The organism is Allomuricauda sp. MMSF_3307 (assembly GCF_030733585.1).
In the GTDB taxonomy this organism is placed as follows: domain Bacteria; phylum Bacteroidota; class Bacteroidia; order Flavobacteriales; family Flavobacteriaceae; genus Flagellimonas.
In genome coordinates, this window is record NZ_JASHIQ010000003.1 from 109,473 (window position 1) to 128,904 (window position 19,432).

Sequence of the window (19,432 nt, forward strand, 5' to 3'; positions counted from 1 at the left end):
CAAATTAAAACTCCGCATTCTGCGGTGTCCTAGGGTAGGGGATTACATCTCGAATGTTGCCCATTCCCGTAGCGAACTGCACCATGCGCTCAAACCCAAGGCCAAATCCACTATGCACTGCGGTGCCGAATTTTCGTAGGTCCAAATACCACCAAAGTTCCTTGGCGTCAATGTCCAGTTCCTTGATTTTTTGCTCCAGCACATCCAATCGCTCTTCCCTTTGTGAACCACCCACAATTTCGCCGATGCCCGGGAAAAGTACGTCCATAGCTCGAACCGTTTTGCCATCGTCGTTTAGACGCATGTAAAACGCTTTGATGTTGGCCGGATAATCGAACAGGATTACGGGACATTTAAAATGCTTTTCCACCAAAAAGCGCTCGTGCTCACTTTGTAGGTCAGCACCCCACTCTTCGATAGGGAATTGGAATTTTTTCTTTTTGTTGGGTTTGCTGTTTTTCAATATCTCAATAGCCTCCGTGTAGGATACCCTTTTGAAATTGTTTTCTACCACAAACCTCAATTTTTCGATGAGTGCCATTTCGGAGCGTTCGTTTTGGGGTTTGCTCTTTTCCTCATCCAACAATCGTTTTTCAAGAAACTCAAGGTCATCTTGGCAATGGTCCAACACGTATTGAAGAATGTATTTGATAAAATCTTCGGCCAAATCCATGTTGGCATCCAGATCATAAAAAGCCATTTCGGGTTCTATCATCCAAAATTCTGCCAAGTGACGGGATGTGTTGGAGTTCTCTGCCCTAAACGTAGGGCCAAAGGTGTATACTTTGCCCAATCCCATGGCATAGGTCTCTGCTTCCAACTGACCGGACACGGTCAAATTGGTTTCCTTTCCAAAAAAGTCCTCGGTGTAGTCTACCTCCCCGGCATTGTTCAAAGGCGGATTCTTCTCATCCAAGGTAGTCACCCTGAACATTTCCCCGGCACCCTCCGCATCGGAACCAGTGATGATAGGAGCGTGCATATAGTAAAAACCATTTTGCTGAAAATAACTGTGTACAGCAAAAGACAGCACCGAACGTATGCGCATGACTGCGGCAAAAGTATTGGTGCGCACCCTGAGATGTGCTTTTTCCCTTAAAAATTCCAAGGAATGCTTCTTGGGTTGAATAGGGTAGGTCTCCGGGTCGGCAGTGCCGTGCACAAATATATCGGTAACTTGGATTTCAACACTCTGTCCACGTCCTTGGCTTTCTTCCAAGGTTCCAGTGACCTTTAGTGCTGCTCCGGTAGAAATTTGCTTTAAAAGAGCCTCGTCCAAATTTTCAAAATCCACCACACATTGCATATTGTGAATGGTGGAACCATCATTCAAGGCAATGAACCTGTTGCTTCTAAATGTTTTGACCCATCCATTTACTTCAACGGAATCTCCTACGGGTTGCTTCTCCAGCAATTCTTTTATGGAATAAGAAATCATTCTAAAACTATCTTTATTGAATCGGTAAAGATAGGTTTTTGATGAAAAATGATGGCAATGGAACAGCCTAATTTATGGGAGTTTCCGCTACTATTTGTCCTTGGGGCCGTCCTCGTCTTTGGGCAAAATATCGATTTGTGGTTTTTTGAGCACTTGTTTATTGGCAATGCTCCTTTCCAAAGAAAGCAATAAGGATGGCAACAAGATCAAATTAGACAACATGGCGAAGAGTAGGGTTGCAGACACCAATCCTCCCAAGGCCTTGGTTCCACCAAAGCTGGAAACAATGAATACCGAGAACCCGAAGAAAAGCACGATTGAGGTATAGAACATACTCACTCCTGTTTCGCGAAGGGCCGCATACACCGAACGTTTGATGTGCCAACGGTTGGCAGCCAATTCTTGGCGATATTTTGCCAAAAAGTGGATGGTGTCGTCCACCGAAATACCAAAGGCGATACTAAATACCAAAATGGTGGATGGTTTGATGGGAACTCCCAAATAACCCATGACTCCCGCAGTGATAACCAAGGGCAAAAGGTTGGGCACCAACGAAATGATGACCATTTTATAAGACCGGAACAGATAGGCCATGAACAAGGAAATCAAACCGATGGCCAGCGCCAAGGAAAGCAGCAGGTTCTTTACCAAGTATTTTGTTCCTTTTAGGAACAGGAGTGCCTTTCCTGTCATGAAAACGTCAAAGCGATCCGCTGGAAATTGCTTGGTGATAGCTTCCTGTACATCTTTTTCGATTTCTTCCATGCGGTCAATCTTCACATCGCGCATGTAAGTGGTCAAACGGGCGGTTTGTCCGGTGCTGTCCACAAAACTTTGCAAAAGGTCCGTGCCTCCTGTGGATGACTTTTGCACAGCGTTCATGATAAAGGTGTTTTCCTGGCTGGTGGGCAGTTGATAGTACTTTGGGATGCCGTTATAAAATGCCTGCTTGGAATATTTTACCAAATCAACAATGGAAATAGGTCTTGATAATTCTGGTATCTCGTCGATTACGGTACCCAATCGGTCCATGCGTTTGAGGGTAGCCGGTTTTACCACTCCATTTTTTCGTTTGGTGTCCACCACAATTTCCATGGGCATAATGCCATCAAACTCCGCTTCAAAGAATTGGATGTCCTTATAAAAATGACTGTTTTTGGGCAAGTCCTCGATTCGACTCCCTGTAATGCGCATTTGATAGATACCTACAATGCTCAATACCAAAACCGCTACGGTGGTGATGTAAACAGCAATACGATGGTTGCGCACCATATTTTCCATCCAGTTCACAAAAAAGTCCATCCACTTTTTGTTCAGGTGCTTCAAATGCTTGGTCTTTGGAAGTGGCATAAAGCTGTAAATGATGGGGATGATCAACAACGAAAGGATAAATATCCCAATAATGTTGATGGAGGCCACAATACCAAATTCCTTGAGCAGGTCGCTGTCCAATATGATGAAGGTGGCGAAACCCGAGGCCGTAGTAATATTGGTCATTAACGTGGCGTTCCCGATTTTGGAAATTACCCGTTGCAAAGAAAGCGCTTGGTTTCCGTGTTTTTTTACCTCTTGTTGGTATTTGTTGATGAGGAAAATACAATTGGGTATACCGATGACTATGATCAGTGGGGGAATAAGGGCGGTAAGGATGGTAATCTCATATTTGAGTAGTCCTAAAATACCAAAAGCCCACATTACCCCGATGATAACTACGCACATGGATATAAATGTGGCCCTGAAACTTCGGAAGAAAAAGAAAAAGATGATAGAGGTCACCAACAGAGCACCAACGATAAAAATACCGATTTCGTCCACGATGGATTTGGTGTTCCATGTTCGAATATAGGGCATACCGGAAACACGGACATCCAACTGGGTCTCTTGTTCAAAATTCTCCACGAGGTCGCCCAGATCGTTTAGGATAAACTCGTTCCGTACAGCGGTGTTCATGATATCCTTATCCAAATACACCACCGTTTGGATGGTGCCACTCTTAGGGTTGTACACCAGATTATTGTAAAAAGGAAGTTCGTTGAAAAGGTGATTGGTAAGCGAGTCGATTTCTTGCTTGGTCTTTGGGGGCGACTCGATCAGAGGGGTCATCACAAAGGTTTGAGTCTCCGAGTCTTTCACCAGCTCCTTTAGGTTTTCCAAAGAAATCACGTAATCGACTTCGGGGAAAGCGTCCAGCTGTTTGCTGAGCGTGTTCCACCGATTAAAATTTTTCGGTGTGAACAAAGCCGAATCCCGAATGGCCAAAACAATGGCGTTGCCCTCCTCGCCAAATATTTGGGTAAAGGACTTGTATTGAATGGTAGCGGGATGGTCGTCAGGAAGTATGTTGGCTTCGGTATTGGAAAACTGCATGTTTTTCCATTGCAAGGCCAAAAAAACGGTTACTCCTGCTACCCCCAACAGGATAAGAATCCTATTGCGGAGAATAATGCTTGCGACCTTAGGCCAAAATCCTTTAGTGAGCTTTGCTACCATGTGGGTTTTGTTGGGCGCAAAGGTAGAAAATGATATGTTGTGTTCCTAGGAATGGGCCCTACCAAAACCCAAGTTTTATACCTTCATGATTTCCGCTTCTTTTGACGATAGGATGTTATCGACCTTATCACTATAGGTGTTGGTCAATTCCTGAACGTCAACTTCTGCGTTGCTCAACAGGTCCTCGGAGATATCTAATGCCTTCAGTTCCTTATTGGCTTCCTGTCTGGCACTTCGGATACTTACCTTGGCATCCTCTGCTTCGGCCTTGGCTTGTTTTACCAATTGTTTTCTGCGTTCCTCGGTGAGTGGTGGTACGTTGATGATGACCATTTCTCCGTTGTTCATTGGGTTGAAGCCCAAATTGGCATTCATAATGGCAGTCTCAATATCGCCCAAGAGTTTTTTTTCCCATGGCTGCACAGATAGGGTACGTGCATCTGGGGTATTGATGTTGGATACTTGTGAAAGTGGGGTTTGCGAACCATAATAATCCACCATCACGGTAGAGAGCATCATGGGGCTTGCCTTACCGGCCCTAATTTTGGTCAATGCTTTTTGCAAGTGGGCAATACTGGCCTCCATGCTTTCTTTGGTGCTGTCCAGAATAAATTTTACATCTTCGTCCATAACAATCAAATTTATAAAAATGAAACCAAATTGTGTGTCAGTTTACACATTGACCACGGTTCCTATATTTTCTCCAGATACTATTTTGTTCAGGTTGCCTTTAGTGTTCATATCGAAGACCACAATGGGCAATTCGTTTTCTTGGCTTAGGGTAAATGCCGTGGTGTCCATCACCTTGAGTCCTTTGGAAAGTACTTCATTAAAGGAAATGGAATCAAATTTTGTGGCGTCTTTGTCTTTTTCTGGGTCGGCGGTGTAAATCCCGTCAACACGGGTGCCCTTCAATATCACATCTGCCTTGATTTCAATGGCACGTAGCACGGCTGCAGAATCGGTGGTGAAGTAAGGGTTTCCTGTTCCACCTCCAAAAATCACTACACGTCCTTTCTCCAAATGGCGGATGGCCCTGCGTCTGATAAAAGGCTCTGCCACTTCGTTGATTTTGATGGCGGATTGCAATCTGGTCTGAACACCTTTGAGCTCGAGTGCGCTCTGCAAGGCCAGGCCGTTGATCACGGTGGCCAACATCCCCATGTGGTCGCCTTGCACCCTGTCCATTCCTTGACTCGCCCCGGCGAGACCCCTAAAAATATTGCCTCCCCCGATTACGATGGCGACTTCAACTCCTTTTTCGATTACCGATTTTATTTCATCGGCATATTCGTCCAATCGTTTGGCGTCTATACCGTATTGTTGTTCGCCCATGAGGGCTTCTCCGCTCAATTTTAATAAAATTCTTTTGTAATGCATTTAGAGTTTCTTGAAGTCCGGACAAAAATAATCAAAATTATTTATGGGATAGGAAGAATTGCAGGTTTGGTTTGGCCATAAAAAAACCGCTTCTTTTTGGGAAGCGGTTCGTGTATTTGTGCTTGTGGTGAATTAACCCAATGCCACTCTTGTGAAACCAGTTACCTCCAAAGCGGAGTCTACTGATTTTACATACTGGGCAACACTTTGCTTGCTGTCTTTTATGAAATCTTGGTTCACCAAAGTATTGTCTTTAAAGAAACGCTTCAATTTTCCTTGGGCGATTTTGTCCAACATTTCCTCAGGTTTGCCTTCTTGACGCAATTGATCTTTTGCAATTTCGATTTCTTTGTCGATGATGGACTGGTCCACACCTTCTTCGTTCAATGCAACAGGATTCATCGCGGCAGCTTGCATGGCCACATCTTTGGCAGCTTCGGCAGCACCGTCAACGTTGGCGGACAGTCCAACCAAAGTAGCGATTTTGTTCCCTGCGTGGATGTATGACCCTACGAAAGGAGCGCTCAATCTTTCAAAGCTTCCGATTTCGATCTTCTCACCGATTACACCGGTTTGCTCGGTCAATTTTTCCGCAACGGTCATTCCATTGAAAGAAGCGGCTAGAAAGTCTTCCTTTTTGTCAAAACCTATTGCCAAATCGGCCAATTCGGTTGCAAGCTTTACAAAGCTATCGTTTTTGGCAACAAAGTCGGTCTCACAGTTTAGGGAGATAACCACGCCCTGAGTGTTGTCATCGTTAACTTTTGCGATGGCAGCACCTTCAGATGAATCTCTGTCAGCTCTTTTGGCTGCAACTTTTTGACCTTTCTTTCTTAGGATTTCGATGGCTTGGTCAAAATCTCCATCAGCTTCGACCAAAGCTTTTTTACAATCCATCATTCCAGCTCCGGTAGCTTGTCTTAGTTTATTTACCTCTGCGGCAGTAATCTTTGCCATTTTTTCTTTCTTTTTTAAATTTTATGTAAAGTAAAACACTACGAAAGTGTTTTTGTTTAGGACAATGTTAAATCAACAGGTTTATTCAACTCCGCCTTTAACGCTGTCTTGCCATTCTTTTAGTTCGTCCCAGTTGCCTTCGGCAGCCATTTTGGCTTGTTTTGGCCAAGATGTTGGGTCCAAGTGAGCTAAAGTTGAACTGGCTTCGGTCAAGATTTCCTTGATTTTTTCAGCGTCAGTGTCCGCTAGTGCAGCATAAGTGCTTAGGCCATTGGCAACCAATGCCTCGGCAGCTTTAGGTCCTATACCTTCGATTTTGGTAAGGTCTTCTGGCTTGGCTTCAGCCTCTTTTTTGGCAGGCTTTTCCTCAGCAGGCTTCTCTTCTTTGGTTGCTGCCGCCTCGGCTTTTTTAGCAGGCTTTTCTTCTGCAGCTTTTTCCTTTTTCTTTGGAGTTTCCTCTACCGCATCGGTAGTGTCATCTTCCTTATCTTTTCCGCTTCCTTTATCGTTTTTGCGCTCTTCCAAACCTTCAGCAACGGCTTTGGTTACGTGCTCCAAGATAATTTCAATGGATTTACCGGCATCGTCGTTGGATGGGATGGCGAAATCTACGTCACGAGGGTCGGAGTTGGTATCCACCATGGCGAAAATCGGGATGTTCAATTTTTGCGCTTCCTTAACAGCGATGTGCTCACGCATGGTGTCCACAATAAATAGGGCACCTGGCAAACGGGTCATATCTGCAATGGAGCCCAAGTTTTTCTCCAACTTGGCACGCAAACGGTCCACTTGTAATCTTTCTTTTTTGGAAAGGGTGTTGAACGTTCCATCTTTCTTCATGCGGTCGATAGCAGCCATTTTTTTGACAGCTTTACGAATGGTTACAAAGTTGGTCAACATACCACCGGGCCATCTTTCGGTGATGTACGGCATGTTCACTTTGGATACTTTGTCCGCTACAATGTCCTTAGCTTGTTTTTTGGTAGCTACAAAAAGGATTTTTCTTCCTGAAGCGGCAATTTTCTTAAGGGCTTCGTTCGCTTCCTCAAGCTTTGCAGCTGTTTTGTAGAGATTGATAACGTGAATCCCGTTACGCTCCATGTAGATGTAGGGAGCCATGTTGGGGTTCCACTTTCGTGTTAGGTGTCCAAAATGCACACCTGCTTCCAGTAAGTCTTTTACTTCAATTTTACTTGCCATTTTTTGTACTTAGTTTACGTTCCGTTGTAAGTAGCAATGCGCTGGTGGTCACAATAATTTGTTCGCCCAGCCCATTTAGATGCTAAACTAGTTTCCAAAAAGTCGAAATGTATATTCCCTTTTGGAACAACGACAACTTGGTTAAAAATTTAACCCTGAAATGTGTACGCTTTCAGGGTTTTCAATGAACTTATATATAGTTGGGTACGAGACCCAATGTATATTAACGCTTGGAGAATTGGAATTTCTTACGGGCTTTCTTCTGACCGAATTTCTTTCTTTCCACCATTCTTGGGTCCCTTGTCAACAGACCTTCTGGCTTAAGAATGCCTCTGTTTTCCGCATCGATTTCGCACATAGCTCTTGATAAAGCCAAACGTACGGCTTCTGCCTGACCTGTGATACCACCTCCGTAAACGTTTACTTTTACATCGTAGTTACCTTCGGTTTCCGTTAGGGCAAAAGGTTGCTTTACTTTGTACTGCAATGTGCCGGTAGTAAAGTAATCGTTAAGATCTCTCTTGTTTATGGTGATGTTTCCAGAACCTTCGGAAACATATACTCTGGCTACAGCAGTTTTTCTTCTACCTATCTTATGAACCACTTCCATTATTTGTAGTCGTTTAAGTTTATAGCTTTTGGTTTTTGTGCTTCTTGTCCGTGCTCGGCTCCTGCATACACCTTAAGATTTCTGAAGAGGTCCGCACCCAACTTGTTTTTAGGAAGCATTCCTTTTACGGAACTTTCGATAATACGCTCTGGGTGTTTGGCCAATACGTCTTTAGCGGAAGCGGAACGTTGTCCACCTGGGTACCCAGTATACCTTTGGTATTCTTTCTCGTCCCATTTGTTACCGGTCATGTCGATTTTCTCAGCGTTGATAACAATAACATTATCTCCACAATCCACATGGGGGGTAAAGTTGGTCTTGTATTTCCCTCTAAGTATTTTGGCTACTTTAGACGCCAATCTTCCCAAGGTCTGTCCTTCAGCATCAACCAATAACCATTGTTTGTCAACAGTAGATTTATTGGCGGAAATAGTTTTATAACTTAATGTATCCACTTCTCGAATATTATTGATTTAATAACCTTTCCCGAATAACGGGCTGCAAATGTACAATTATTAGATTGAATTACAAACGGTTGATTGGGAATATTTTTCCACTTTTTTCAATTTGAATGGTAGTGCAAAAATACCGCCCACAAGTCAATTCCGCAAAATGTTAAAAATACCTTAAAAATCTGTGATACTGTAACTCTACCTGATTTCGTGGGTCTTTAACGTATCAACCTAATCAAAAAACGAACAAGTGAAGTATGCAGTCCTCGCTTTCGCGACCCTTCTTTTTATTTCCAAAAGTCAAGCACAGGATACCACCGAGGTAGTTGTCAAAAAAACATATACGACACATGATTTGGGCGAATATGCCGCACCAACTATAAATGGTGTTCTAGAGGATGAGGCTTGGAACCTTGTAGAATGGGCAGGAGATTATATTGAATGGCAACCCGACGAAAACACACCGCCCAGTCATCAGACCAAATTTAAAATACTGTACGATAGCAAAAACCTATATATAGGTGTGCGCTGTTATGATGATGAACCGGACAAAATCGTAAAACGACTTTCCCGTAGGGATGGGTTTGATGGCGATTGGGTAGAATTCAACATTGACAGTTACTTCGATAAACGCACCGCATTTTCCTTTACGATTACAGCTGCTGGCGTAAAGGGGGACGAATTTATTTCCAACAACGGGAATAATTGGGACTCCAGTTGGAATCCCATCTGGTATGCCAAATCCCATGTGGACGATGAAGGCTGGACGGCAGAGCTGCGGATACCGTTGAGCCAGTTGAAATTTGGCAGCGCCGAGGAGCAGGTATGGGGGTTTCAGTCCACCCGACGTTTTTTTAGGGACGAAGAACGTTCACTATGGCAGCGAAAACCTGTGGACCAGCCCGGTTGGGTAAGCGAATTTGGCGAACTCCATGGACTAAAGAACATCGAACCCCAGAAGCAACTGGAAATACAGCCCTACACGGTAACGAATACAGAAACTTACGAGGCAGAAGAAAACAATCCGTTTAGGGATGGGAGCGAAAACAACCTGACGGTAGGACTGGACGCCAAAATCGGTATTACCAATGACCTTACTTTGGATTTGACGGTAAACCCAGATTTTGGACAAGTGGATGCCGACCCGTCGGCCATTGCGTTGGATGGTTTTCAGATTTTCTTTCAAGAACGGCGGCCATTTTTTGTGGAGAACAAGAACATTTTTGATTTCAGTGTTTCCCAATCACAAGCAGGAAATACCTTTGGTTCAGATAATATCTTTTATTCCCGAAGGATTGGTAGAAGTCCTCAAGGCTATCCCAATACCTCGGACGGCGAATTTGTAAATCAACCGGATAACACCCCGATTATTGGAGCGGCCAAGTTTAGTGGAAAAACCAAGGACGGCTGGGCCATTGGTGTACTTGAGAGCGTAACGGCCCAGCGAACAGCAACCATTCTCAATGGCAACGGCGATACCAGGAAAGAGATGGTGGAGCCATTGACCAATTATTTTGTGGGGCGACTTCAAAAGGATTTCAATGAACGGAACTCCTATATAGGCGGTATTTTTACGGCAACGAACAGGGAGAATTTACCAGAACAGCTCAATTTTTTACACGATGCCGCTTACACAGGCGGACTTGACTTTAAACACCAATGGGCCAATCGGGATTGGTATGTGGGAGGCAACATCACTCTGAGCCATGTACGTGGGAGTGAGGAGGCCATAACCAATACCCAAGAATCCATTACGCATTTGTTCGGAAGGGTGGGGGCGGACCACGTAGCTATCGATTCAACCAGAACATCTTTGACAGGGACAGGGGGAAACGTGCAGATAGGGAAGATTGGCAATGGCCATTGGCGGTTCGAGTCGGGGGCCACTTGGCGTTCGCCCGAACTGGAGCTCAATGATATTGGTTTTCAGCGCCAATCGGACGATGTTCGGCACTACACCTGGATAGGATACCAAACCCTAAAACCGGATAGCACCTTTAGGCGGGTGGGCATCAATTACAACCATTGGTCGGCATGGGATTTTCAAGGGAATCATAATTATATGCAGTTCAATACCAATAGTTGGCAAAACTGGAAGGGTAATTGGAATACCAATATTGGTTTCAACTATGCACCGATTCAATATTCGAACTTCGCCCTACGGGGTGGTCCAAGGCTTCGGCAATCCCCTTGGATGAGTTTTTGGAACAGCATCAACACCGACAACCGGAAAAAAATGCGATTTTCCTTTTTTCACAACGGAAGGAAAGCTTTGGACAACTCCATCAAGACCTATTATATGGAAGGGGGTTTTGTGTACCAGCCCATAAATGCGTTGCGGGTTTCCGCATTTCCAAGTTTACAGATCAATAATGATCAGTTGCAGTTCATCAATAATTTTGATGATGTCAATGGCTCGCCGCGCTACCTGAATGGGGAAATTGACCAACGCACTTTGAGCATGTCCGTTAGGTTGAACTATACCATTAATCCCAATTTGACCATCCAATATTGGGGACAGCCTTTTATTTCTCGCGGACGCTATTCCAATTTTAAGCATATCACGGACCCGGTTGCCAAGACTTTTGAGGATAGATTTGTGCAATATACTCCAGAACAAACCAGTTTGGCCGATGGTACCTATGCCATCGATGAAGATTTGGATGGTGTTACCGATTTCAGTTTTGATGACCCGGATTTTTCCTTTGTGCAGTTCCGTTCCAACTTGGTCATTCGATGGGAGTATATTCCGGGGTCGGAAATATTCTTGGTATGGTCCCAGGATGTGTCTAGGAGTGGTGACCCAACCAATGGACTGCTTTCCAGTTTGGGGGATAACATTTTTGGACAAAAACCACAAAACATATTCTTATTGAAGGCTACCTATCGTTTTGTGCTTTAAGTGTCATTGCTGAGAAGGTAGGAATCCAATTGTCACTTCGAGTGGTTTTGGCAACGCCAAAATTGTATCTAGAAGTGTTTTATACTCAAGTGAGATAAAAATAGTCCTAAGAACAAGAGTTCTCGATACTTTTTCCTTTGGAAAAAACTCGAACTGACTTCGCAGGAATGACAATTAGGATGTTGTGATTTTCTGAAGTGCCTTTACCAGAGCAGCGTTCGCCTCTGCATCGCCTACCGTAATCCTTACCTTGCCTGGAGCGCCAAATTGAGAAACCGGGCGCACCATAATGCCTTCTTCCATCATTTTATCCGTAAACTCCATCTCGGGAAGTGGCGGGTCAATGATAAAAAAGTTGGCTTGACTGGGCCAGTATTTTATTCCGAGCTGGTCAAATGCCTTGGCGATATATGTCCTGCCTTCCAAAACAGTCTTTACGGTTTTGTCAATGAACTCCTTGTCGTTCAAGGCTCCAATCGCAGCCTCAATGGAAGTCAACGGTAGTAAAAAGGGTTTGTGAATCAAACGAACATAGTTGGCAATAGTGGCTGTCGTATAGCCATACCCAATGCGTTGCCCTGCCAAACCATAGGTTTTGGAAAAACTGTTCAGTCCAATCACATTATGACCTTCCAATACATACGGTAATGCTGTGACATAATCATCCGCATCCGCAAAATGGCGATAGACCTCATCAAATACAACCACAATATTCTTGGGAACACGCGCCATGAAATTGTCCATAACGGATTTTGGAATATAGGTGCCCGTAGGATTGTTGGGACTGGTTAAGAAAATGATCTTGGTCTTATGGGTGATGGCGTTCAAAATACCTTCCACATCCAAATCGTAATTCGGGGATAGAAGCGGTATGTCTACTTGTTTGGCACCGTACCACCTTGAAAAGACGGAGTAGGGCAGAAAACAGGGGTTGGAAAAAATCACTTCATCGCCTTCGTTGATAAAAGCTCGGAGAACAATATCAATAACCTCCGACCCGCTATTCCCGCACAGAAACTGGTCGGCGCTCAACTGGCCGTCAAAATCTTTTACCAAGGCTTCCCGCAAACGAATATCGGTTTGGTCGGGGTAAATATCGACCTTGTCCAATACAGCTTTCATGGCAGCTAGGGCCTTGGGCGATGCCCCCAGAGGATTCTCGTTGGAGGACAACTTATAAATTTTTTTATGCGATGGTGGAATGTTTTTTCCGCCTTTATAAACTTCTTTGGGCACCAAATGGGCCTTAAAAATCGATGTAATGTCTTTTTGCATTTAACTATCGGTTAAAAAATTTTTCAAATCCCTTCCTCCATACAATACCCGAACGATACGAACCCTATTCTTCATTTTTCTATAGAAGATGATATGGGAGTTGAAAGGAAAACTGAAAAGGCCATTTTTAATTTCATCTCTTTCTTTCCCAATGTCGGGGTTCTGTGCAATGGCTTCGAAGTGCTCGTTCAATCCGATCAAATATGAAATGGCTTGTGTGGAACCAAATTTAGTTTCCCCGTAGGCGAAAATAGCTTCAATGTCGTTATCCGCTTCTTGCGATAATACATACCGGTCAATCACCCTTTCTTCTTTGAAGCAATAATTTCCTCCATCGTTCTTGGACTATCCGGTCCGTTCCAACCTTTCTCGATTTCCCTTCTAAGGTCATCAATCACTTTTTCCCTGTAGATTTTGTGCAAGCGCAAGGCATCGCGTATCACTTCGCTATTATTCTGGTATTCGCCTGTTGCTACCTGTTGGGCAATATATTCTTCCTGTTTTTTTGTGAAACTGATATTCATAATACACCTATTATGTCCTCTCAATATTACAGATTATGTCCAAAATTGACAAATATGGACATCATAAGTTTTCCGCAAACAATAAATAAGCTATCGCCTTTTCCGTATCGCCCTTTTCCAAAAGCTGTTTGGCCAGGGTATGTAGTTCGGTTTTGGAGGTGCTTTGTACACCTTCCTTTTCAATAATTTTTTTAATATCCGCTGAGGATGGAATGCTTTCCAGATTCCCCAATCGTCCTAAATTGTTTCCCGTAAGCACTTCGCTTTCGCGAATCCCTTTGGGCAATGCATCAACACCTATACCCTGACTGCGGATAGGCTTTGGAATCTCGAACAGGGACTCTTTAATCGCCCTGATGTACCAATTACCTCCCATACGACCTACCAAATCCAACTTTTCGGTGTCCAATACATCATCCGTTAAGTACTCATCGTTGATATGGATCATATCCACCTGAGCGATGATCAAATTTCCCGCTCCGGGGGTTTGTGCAATCTCCACTACTTCCAAAACCGTACATTCAAAGGATACGGGAGCCTCACCCACACGCGGGGGTTTTACCTTCACGCTGGGCACTTCGGTAAAGCCGGCTTTCACGAATTCGTTCACCCCTTTGTCGTAGGCCGTGCTGGAGAGCGACATTTGCTCCGCCATTTTGTGGTTCACCACATTGATGACCACTTGCGGCACTTCCACCACATTTTGGTGCGTATGTTTTAAGGAATTGTCCCTACCGCTTCGCGTTGGCGAAAACACCATCACTGGCGGATTGGAACTAAAGACGTTAAAAAAACTGTACGGGCTCAGATTGACGTTACCTTTGGCATCCACGGTACTGGCAAAGCAAATCGGCCTTGGTGCCACTGCGGTGGACAAAATAGTGTACAGTTCCGGTTGGGGTATGGTAGTTGGGTCTAAGGTTTTGATCATATTTTCGTTTTCTATCATTTCCGCGAAGGCGGAAATCTCAATTCATTTTATATCTAGGAGACTGAGCATAGTCAAAGTCACCATTCAGTGGCTCTGACTCCGCTCGGCCACCAAACTTATTTCGCAGGTAACACTTTGGCAGAAACTTCGCCAAATCCGAATCGAATATCGCCATTTTGGGCGTAACCTCGCATGGTCACTGTGTCGCCATCTTCAATAAATTTACGTTCGCTTCCGTCTTTTAGTTGGATGGGTTGGGTGCCTCCCCACGACAATTCGAGCATGGAACCGAAACTGTTTTTCTCTTTACCGGAGATGGTCCCCGAGGCCATCATATCCCCGATATTGATGTTGCACCCATTTACGGTATGATGCGCCAATTGTTGGGCCATGTTCCAGTACATATGTTTGAAATTGCTTTGGCAAACCGTGGTTTCTTCGCCCTGCTCCGGTGTGATGCCCACTTCTAGGTGGATGTCGTAATTCTTTTTGCCCTCATATGTAAGATAGGGCAATACTTCAGGTTCTTGTTTGGGCCCTGCCAACTTGAAAGGTTCCAAAGCTTCCAATGTCACTACCCAAGGTGAAATGGATGAAGCGAAGTTCTTGGCCAAAAAAGGCCCTAGCGGTACATATTCCCATTTTTGGATATCACGTGCCGACCAGTCGTTGAACAGCACCAGTCCGAAGATATAATCCTCCGCATTTGCGGTGGAAACGGATTCACCAAGCTTTGTCTCTTTTCCGCAGATAAATCCCATTTCCAGTTCAAAATCCAAGCGTTTGGTAGGTCCAAACACGGGCGAATCTGCTCCGTTGGGCATGGTCTGTCCTTTGGGACGATGAATGGGTTGTCCGCTCACAATAATGGAGCTGGCCCTGCCATGGTAACCCACGGGAATATGCTTCCAATTGGGCAAAAGGGCATTCTCAGGGTCGCGGAACATTTTCCCCACATTGGTGGCATGCTCCAAGCTAGAATAAAAATCGGTATAATCCCCAACCGCTACAGGCATGTGCATCTGGGCTTCGGACTGCTTCACAAAGAGTTCGGGCCTTCCGGCCAAAACAGAGTTGTCATCCTTGAGCCAATGCTGGATATTTTTACGGACACGGGTGGTGATTTCTTTCCCGAGGGAAATAAAATCGTTCAGGGTGTCCTTTTCCAACAATGCGGTGTTGAAGTCAAATACATCCAGTTCGGCCACGGCGGCCAAATCCAAAATATGCTCTCCTATGGCCACACCGATGCGAGGGCTTCGGTCTTGGGTGGAAAAAATCCCAAAGGGGATATTGTGAATCGAAAAGTCTGAATTTTCGGGTATATCTATAATCATCTGAGGGTAAATATGTCAGCTCGAGCGCAGTTGAGAGCAATACTTAGGCCTTCTTTTCTCGACTGCGCTCGAAATGACAGAAGGCCTTAATGAATTTATGTTACTCCAACCACGATTTATAGTACTTGCCATCATCGATTTTAAGGGCGTTCTCCGTAACCTGCAAGGGTTTGAAGGTGTCTATCATCACTGCCAGTTCCTCCGTACCTTTTTTGCCAATACTTGCCTCGTAGGTGCCGGGGTGTGGTCCGTGTGGAATACCCGCAGGGTGCAGGGAAATATATCCTGGTCCAATACCCGTCCGGCTCATAAAGTCACCATCAACATAATACAGCACTTCGTCCGAATCTATATTGGAGTGGTTGTAGGGCGCTGGAATGGATTTTGGATGATAATCGTATAGCCTTGGGCAGAACGAACAGACCACAAATGCGCCTGTTTCAAACGTTTGGTGTACAGGTGGCGGTTGATGAACGCGTCCCGTAATCGGTTCAAAATTATGGATGGAGAATCCGTAAGGGAAGTTGTAACCGTCCCATCCCACCACATCAAATGGATGCGTAGCATAGACCAGTTGGTGCAACATGCCCTGTTTTTTGATTTTCATCAAAAATTCTCCTTTTTCATCAAAGGTCTCGAGGTCCTGTGGCAATTTGTAGTCGCGCTCACAGAAAGGGGAGTGCTCCAATAATTGTCCAAACCAATTTCGATAGCGTTTTGGTGTGTAAATGGGGTGAAAGGATTCCGCAAATAAAATGCGGTTATCCTCAGTATCAAACTCTATCTGGTAAATCATCCCTCGTGGAATGATGAGGTAGTCCCCATATTCGAAAGGAATGTTTCCCAAAAAGGTTTTCAAGGTTCCCGAGCCTTTGTGGATAAAGAGCATTTCGTCAGCATCGGCATTTTTGTAAAAGTAGTCGGTCACCGATTTTCTGGGTGCTGCCAAGCCCACATGAACGTCATTGTTCACCAAAAGAGGTTCGCGCGCCTCCAAAAAGTCATCTTTGGGCGCTACATCAAAACCGATGAACTTTCGGCTGGTGATGTTCTTTTCCACGGCAATTTTGGGACTGGCGTCCATAGCTTTTCCGATTTCCTTAACCTGCGTAGGTCTGTGGATGTGATAGGAAAGGGAGGACATCCCATCAAAACCGATAGTCCCAAAAAGCTGCTCATAATATAGGCCGCCTTCGGGTTTCTCGAATTGGGTGTGCCGCTTTTGCGGAATTTTCCCGAGTTTATGATAAATAGGCATTTTTCTCGAATTTGAGTTTAAAGTTATGGGTTATAAACCTGAAATTCAACAGTTCATAACCCATTCCTTTTACTGTGATTAATGCAAGGTGCCGCGTAGCTCTTGCTCACGTTCGATGGCTTCGAACAGTGCTTTAAAGTTACCCTTTCCGAAGGATTGCGCGCCCTTTCTTTGGATAATTTCGAAAAACATGGTCGGTCTGGGTTCCACAGGTTTGGTGAAAATCTGAAGCAAATAGCCTTCATCATCGCGGTCTACCAAGATACCAAGCTCTTTTAAGGGAGCGATATCCTCATCAATTTCCCCAACACGGTCGCTAACTGCATCGTAGTAGGTAGCGGGTACCCTTAGAAACTCCACGCCGCGACTTCTTAAATCGCGAACAGTTTTAATGATATCGTCTGTGGCAACGGCAATGTGCTGTACACCTTCATCCTCATAGAAATCCAAGTACTCTTCTACCTGTGATTTTTTCTTCCCTTCGGCAGGTTCATTGATCGGGAATTTGATACGACCGTTTCCATTGCTCATTACCTTGCTCATCAAAGCCGTGTAGTCGGTGGAAATATCCTTGTCATCAAAAGAAAGAATGTTCTTGAATCCCAAAACGTCCTCATAGAATTTTACCCAATGGTTCATTTTGTTCCACCCCACGTTGCCCACCATATGGTCCACAAACTTGAGACCGGTTGGCTCTGGATTGTAATCGGGTGTTTCCCATTTTTTGAAGCCGGGCAAAAAGGTTCCGTTGTAGTCTTTACGTTCCACAAAAATATGAACGGTCTCCCCATAGGTGTAAATTCCGGAACGTACCACTCTTCCGTCCTTGTCTTCCTCAACAGTGGGTTCCATGTAGGATTTAGCTCCGCGCTCCATGGCATTGTTGTATGCTACTGTTGCATCATCCACCCAAAGGGCCACCACTTTTACGCCATCTCCGTGCTTGTCGATGTGCTTTCCGATTTCGGTTCCGCTCTTCAAAGGGGAAGTCAGTACCAAACGGATTTTATCTTGGACCACCACATAGCTTTCACGGTCCTTTAGTCCTGTTTCAAGTCCGGCCTGTGCATAGGATTGAAAGCCAAAAGCCGTTTTGTAGTAGTGTGCCGCTTGTTTGGAATTCCCTACGTAAAGTTCCACGTAGTCCGTGCCGTTTATCGGCATAAAATCTTCTGATGTATTTGCTCCTTTTGGAAGTGTTGATGTTTCCATGATTCGTTTATATTTTTTCCGGTTTAATCTTATTTTGTTGCATCAACAACAAAAATAATAAAATTGGAATAGGAAAGCGATTTTACCAACAGAAAATTGCGTTAAAATTCCAGTTGCCCATACCATGTGGACATACTGCTTCGGAATCCCTATTTTTGTGGCTATTCTTAAGTACATGCTCAGTCGGATAGATGAAATACAGGGGATGGGGTTCCATTTGGATTTGGTACTCCGAAAAATTCAAAAAGCTTATTTGCGCAAGTTTGATGAACTTGGGGTGGATACGACCATTGAACAATGGGTGATTCTCTATCAAATTCATCAGTTGGGCGATGATGCCAGCCAGCGCGATATTGTGAATGAAAATTTCCGCAATCGGGCCACCACTTCCCGAGTTATCGGTGGTCTGGAGAAGAAAGGATGGATTTCCAAGACCCGTTTTGAAGGTGACCAAAAGCGATTTAAATTAGAATTGACCCCAAAAGGACAAGAAATCTTGGATTTGACCTTGCCCAGTGCCCTACAATTGCGAAAATTGGCACTTAAAGATGTAGACCCTTCCGAATTTGAGATCTTTTTAAAGGTATTAGATCAAATGGGGGATAACTACGAGGCGGACATGGACCAATAGTCAAAAGCCAACTTGGTTATGGTGGCCAGTCCAATCAGCAAAATAAAAATCAAACTAAGCTTACGGAACCTTTCTTGGGGAATGTAATGCAGTATTCTTTTGCCCAGATAAGTGCCTATTAAACCAATGGCGAACAAAAATGGTAGGTACATCAGTTCTTGTTTACCGATATATCCATTGCCATAGTAGACAAAGGTCCGTGAAAAATCAATCATAAAATCGATAAATGCCGAAGTGGCAATAAAGGCGCTTTTTTCCAAATTAAAGGCTGCCATGGTAAGACCGCGAATGGCCCCTCCCGTTCCCAAAAGTCCCGCGGAAAAACCCGATAGGGCCCCTCCGATGATGGAATTTTTTTTATTGGGAAGTATCACGATTTCACTTTTGATCAGAAAAAGTAGGCTAAAAACCACCAAGAATGCGCCCAGCACAATTTCAAGGATGGCGCTATCGGCGATTTTGGACAGGAATCCGCCAACAATCACAAAAAGTAAGGACGGTATGCCAATATAGAGCAGCAGTTTTTTGTCCAGACCTTTTTTGAACAGGAAAATCTTGCTCACATTGCTGGAGAGGTGAAAAATGGCCGTCATTCCCAGAACGGAATAAAAATCAAAATAAAAGTTGCCCAAGGGCACGAAGAAGACGGAAGAACCAAAGCCTCCAATGGTCCCGATGATTTCGGCGACCAATGCCAACAACAGAAAAATATAGTTGATTTTCATACTGCAGAAAGATAGTGAGGTATTGCATATGGAAGACAGTTTTATGCCATTTTACCCTAAAGAAATCTTAAAAAATGGATTTTAGGTTAATTCAGCATATAAACTGGATA

The 19,432-nt window shown here is 44.3% G+C and carries 18 protein-coding genes; 2 read left to right on the top strand and 16 right to left on the bottom strand.

Going from position 1 to position 19,432, the window contains the following annotated elements; translation table 11 throughout:
- Positions 1-4: 4 nt before the first annotated feature.
- From asnS to rplM, 8 genes are all read right to left on the bottom strand, one after another.
- Complete coding sequence (gene asnS / locus RBB12_RS08890; protein ID WP_306013732.1) at positions 5-1,438, bottom strand: asparagine--tRNA ligase; 1,434 nt, start codon at positions 1,436-1,438, stop codon at positions 5-7.
- Positions 1,439-1,528: 90 nt separating this feature from the next.
- Complete coding sequence (locus RBB12_RS08895; protein WP_306013731.1) at positions 1,529-3,928, bottom strand: RND family transporter; 2,400 nt, start codon at positions 3,926-3,928, stop codon at positions 1,529-1,531.
- A gap of 75 nt (positions 3,929-4,003) precedes the next feature.
- Positions 4,004-4,558 (bottom strand): ribosome recycling factor, encoded by a 555-nt coding sequence (gene frr, locus RBB12_RS08900; RefSeq protein ID WP_306013730.1) that lies wholly within the window; start codon positions 4,556-4,558, stop codon positions 4,004-4,006.
- A gap of 42 nt (positions 4,559-4,600) precedes the next feature.
- Entirely contained in the window at positions 4,601-5,308 is a 708-nt protein-coding gene (gene pyrH / locus RBB12_RS08905) for a UMP kinase (RefSeq protein WP_179383641.1), read from the bottom strand.
- Between the two features lie 132 nt (positions 5,309-5,440).
- The gene (tsf, locus tag RBB12_RS08910; RefSeq protein ID WP_179383642.1) at positions 5,441-6,265 is read right to left on the bottom strand and encodes a translation elongation factor Ts; all 825 of its coding nucleotides are present in this window, start codon (positions 6,263-6,265) and stop codon (positions 5,441-5,443) included.
- An 81-nt stretch (positions 6,266-6,346) separates the two neighbouring features.
- Positions 6,347-7,465 (bottom strand): 30S ribosomal protein S2, encoded by a 1,119-nt coding sequence (gene rpsB / locus RBB12_RS08915; RefSeq protein ID WP_179383643.1) that lies wholly within the window; start codon positions 7,463-7,465, stop codon positions 6,347-6,349.
- A gap of 223 nt (positions 7,466-7,688) precedes the next feature.
- Complete coding sequence (gene rpsI / locus RBB12_RS08920; protein WP_127142248.1) at positions 7,689-8,075, bottom strand: 30S ribosomal protein S9; 387 nt, start codon at positions 8,073-8,075, stop codon at positions 7,689-7,691.
- Complete coding sequence (gene rplM, locus RBB12_RS08925; RefSeq protein WP_293284166.1) at positions 8,075-8,530, bottom strand: 50S ribosomal protein L13; 456 nt, start codon at positions 8,528-8,530, stop codon at positions 8,075-8,077. The genes rpsI and rplM overlap by 1 nt, the downstream gene beginning before the upstream one ends.
- A gap of 247 nt (positions 8,531-8,777) precedes the next feature.
- Between rplM and RBB12_RS08930 the strand changes: the two genes are divergently transcribed.
- A complete protein-coding gene (locus RBB12_RS08930; protein WP_306013728.1) occupies positions 8,778-11,429 on the top strand; it encodes a DUF5916 domain-containing protein in 2,652 nt (883 codons plus the stop codon).
- Between the two features lie 174 nt (positions 11,430-11,603).
- Here the strand turns inward: RBB12_RS08930 and RBB12_RS08935 are convergent, their stop codons facing one another.
- From RBB12_RS08935 to hppD, 7 genes are all read right to left on the bottom strand, one after another.
- Positions 11,604-12,704 (bottom strand): pyridoxal phosphate-dependent aminotransferase, encoded by a 1,101-nt coding sequence (locus RBB12_RS08935; RefSeq protein WP_306013727.1) that lies wholly within the window; start codon positions 12,702-12,704, stop codon positions 11,604-11,606.
- Positions 12,705-13,007 carry a type II toxin-antitoxin system RelE/ParE family toxin gene (locus RBB12_RS08940; protein WP_293287270.1) on the bottom strand — a complete coding sequence of 101 codons (303 nt, stop codon included), beginning with the start codon at positions 13,005-13,007 and terminating at the stop codon, positions 12,705-12,707.
- Positions 13,004-13,228 carry a type II toxin-antitoxin system ParD family antitoxin gene (locus RBB12_RS08945; RefSeq protein WP_179383648.1) on the bottom strand — a complete coding sequence of 75 codons (225 nt, stop codon included), beginning with the start codon at positions 13,226-13,228 and terminating at the stop codon, positions 13,004-13,006. The genes RBB12_RS08940 and RBB12_RS08945 overlap by 4 nt, the downstream gene beginning before the upstream one ends.
- A gap of 61 nt (positions 13,229-13,289) precedes the next feature.
- Positions 13,290-14,159, bottom strand: coding sequence for a flavin reductase family protein (locus RBB12_RS08950; RefSeq protein ID WP_293287268.1), 870 nt, complete (start codon positions 14,157-14,159; stop codon positions 13,290-13,292).
- Between the two features lie 116 nt (positions 14,160-14,275).
- Positions 14,276-15,496 carry a fumarylacetoacetase gene (gene fahA, locus RBB12_RS08955; protein WP_306013726.1) on the bottom strand — a complete coding sequence of 407 codons (1,221 nt, stop codon included), beginning with the start codon at positions 15,494-15,496 and terminating at the stop codon, positions 14,276-14,278.
- A 100-nt stretch (positions 15,497-15,596) separates the two neighbouring features.
- On the bottom strand, positions 15,597-16,754 hold the full coding sequence (locus tag RBB12_RS08960) for a homogentisate 1,2-dioxygenase (protein WP_306013725.1): 1,158 nt from the start codon (positions 16,752-16,754) through the stop codon (positions 15,597-15,599).
- 78 nt (positions 16,755-16,832) lie between these two features.
- Positions 16,833-17,966: a 4-hydroxyphenylpyruvate dioxygenase gene (hppD, locus tag RBB12_RS08965; protein ID WP_306013723.1), complete on the bottom strand. Its 1,134-nt coding sequence runs from the start codon at positions 17,964-17,966 to the stop codon at positions 16,833-16,835.
- A gap of 175 nt (positions 17,967-18,141) precedes the next feature.
- Between hppD and RBB12_RS08970 the strand changes: the two genes are divergently transcribed.
- On the top strand, positions 18,142-18,597 hold the full coding sequence (locus RBB12_RS08970) for a MarR family winged helix-turn-helix transcriptional regulator (protein WP_306013722.1): 456 nt from the start codon (positions 18,142-18,144) through the stop codon (positions 18,595-18,597).
- On the opposite strand, the gene RBB12_RS08975 is transcribed toward RBB12_RS08970, so the two are convergent.
- Positions 18,573-19,322 (bottom strand): sulfite exporter TauE/SafE family protein, encoded by a 750-nt coding sequence (locus RBB12_RS08975; protein WP_306013721.1) that lies wholly within the window; start codon positions 19,320-19,322, stop codon positions 18,573-18,575. The genes RBB12_RS08970 and RBB12_RS08975 overlap by 25 nt on opposite strands.
- Positions 19,323-19,432: the final 110 nt, after the last annotated feature.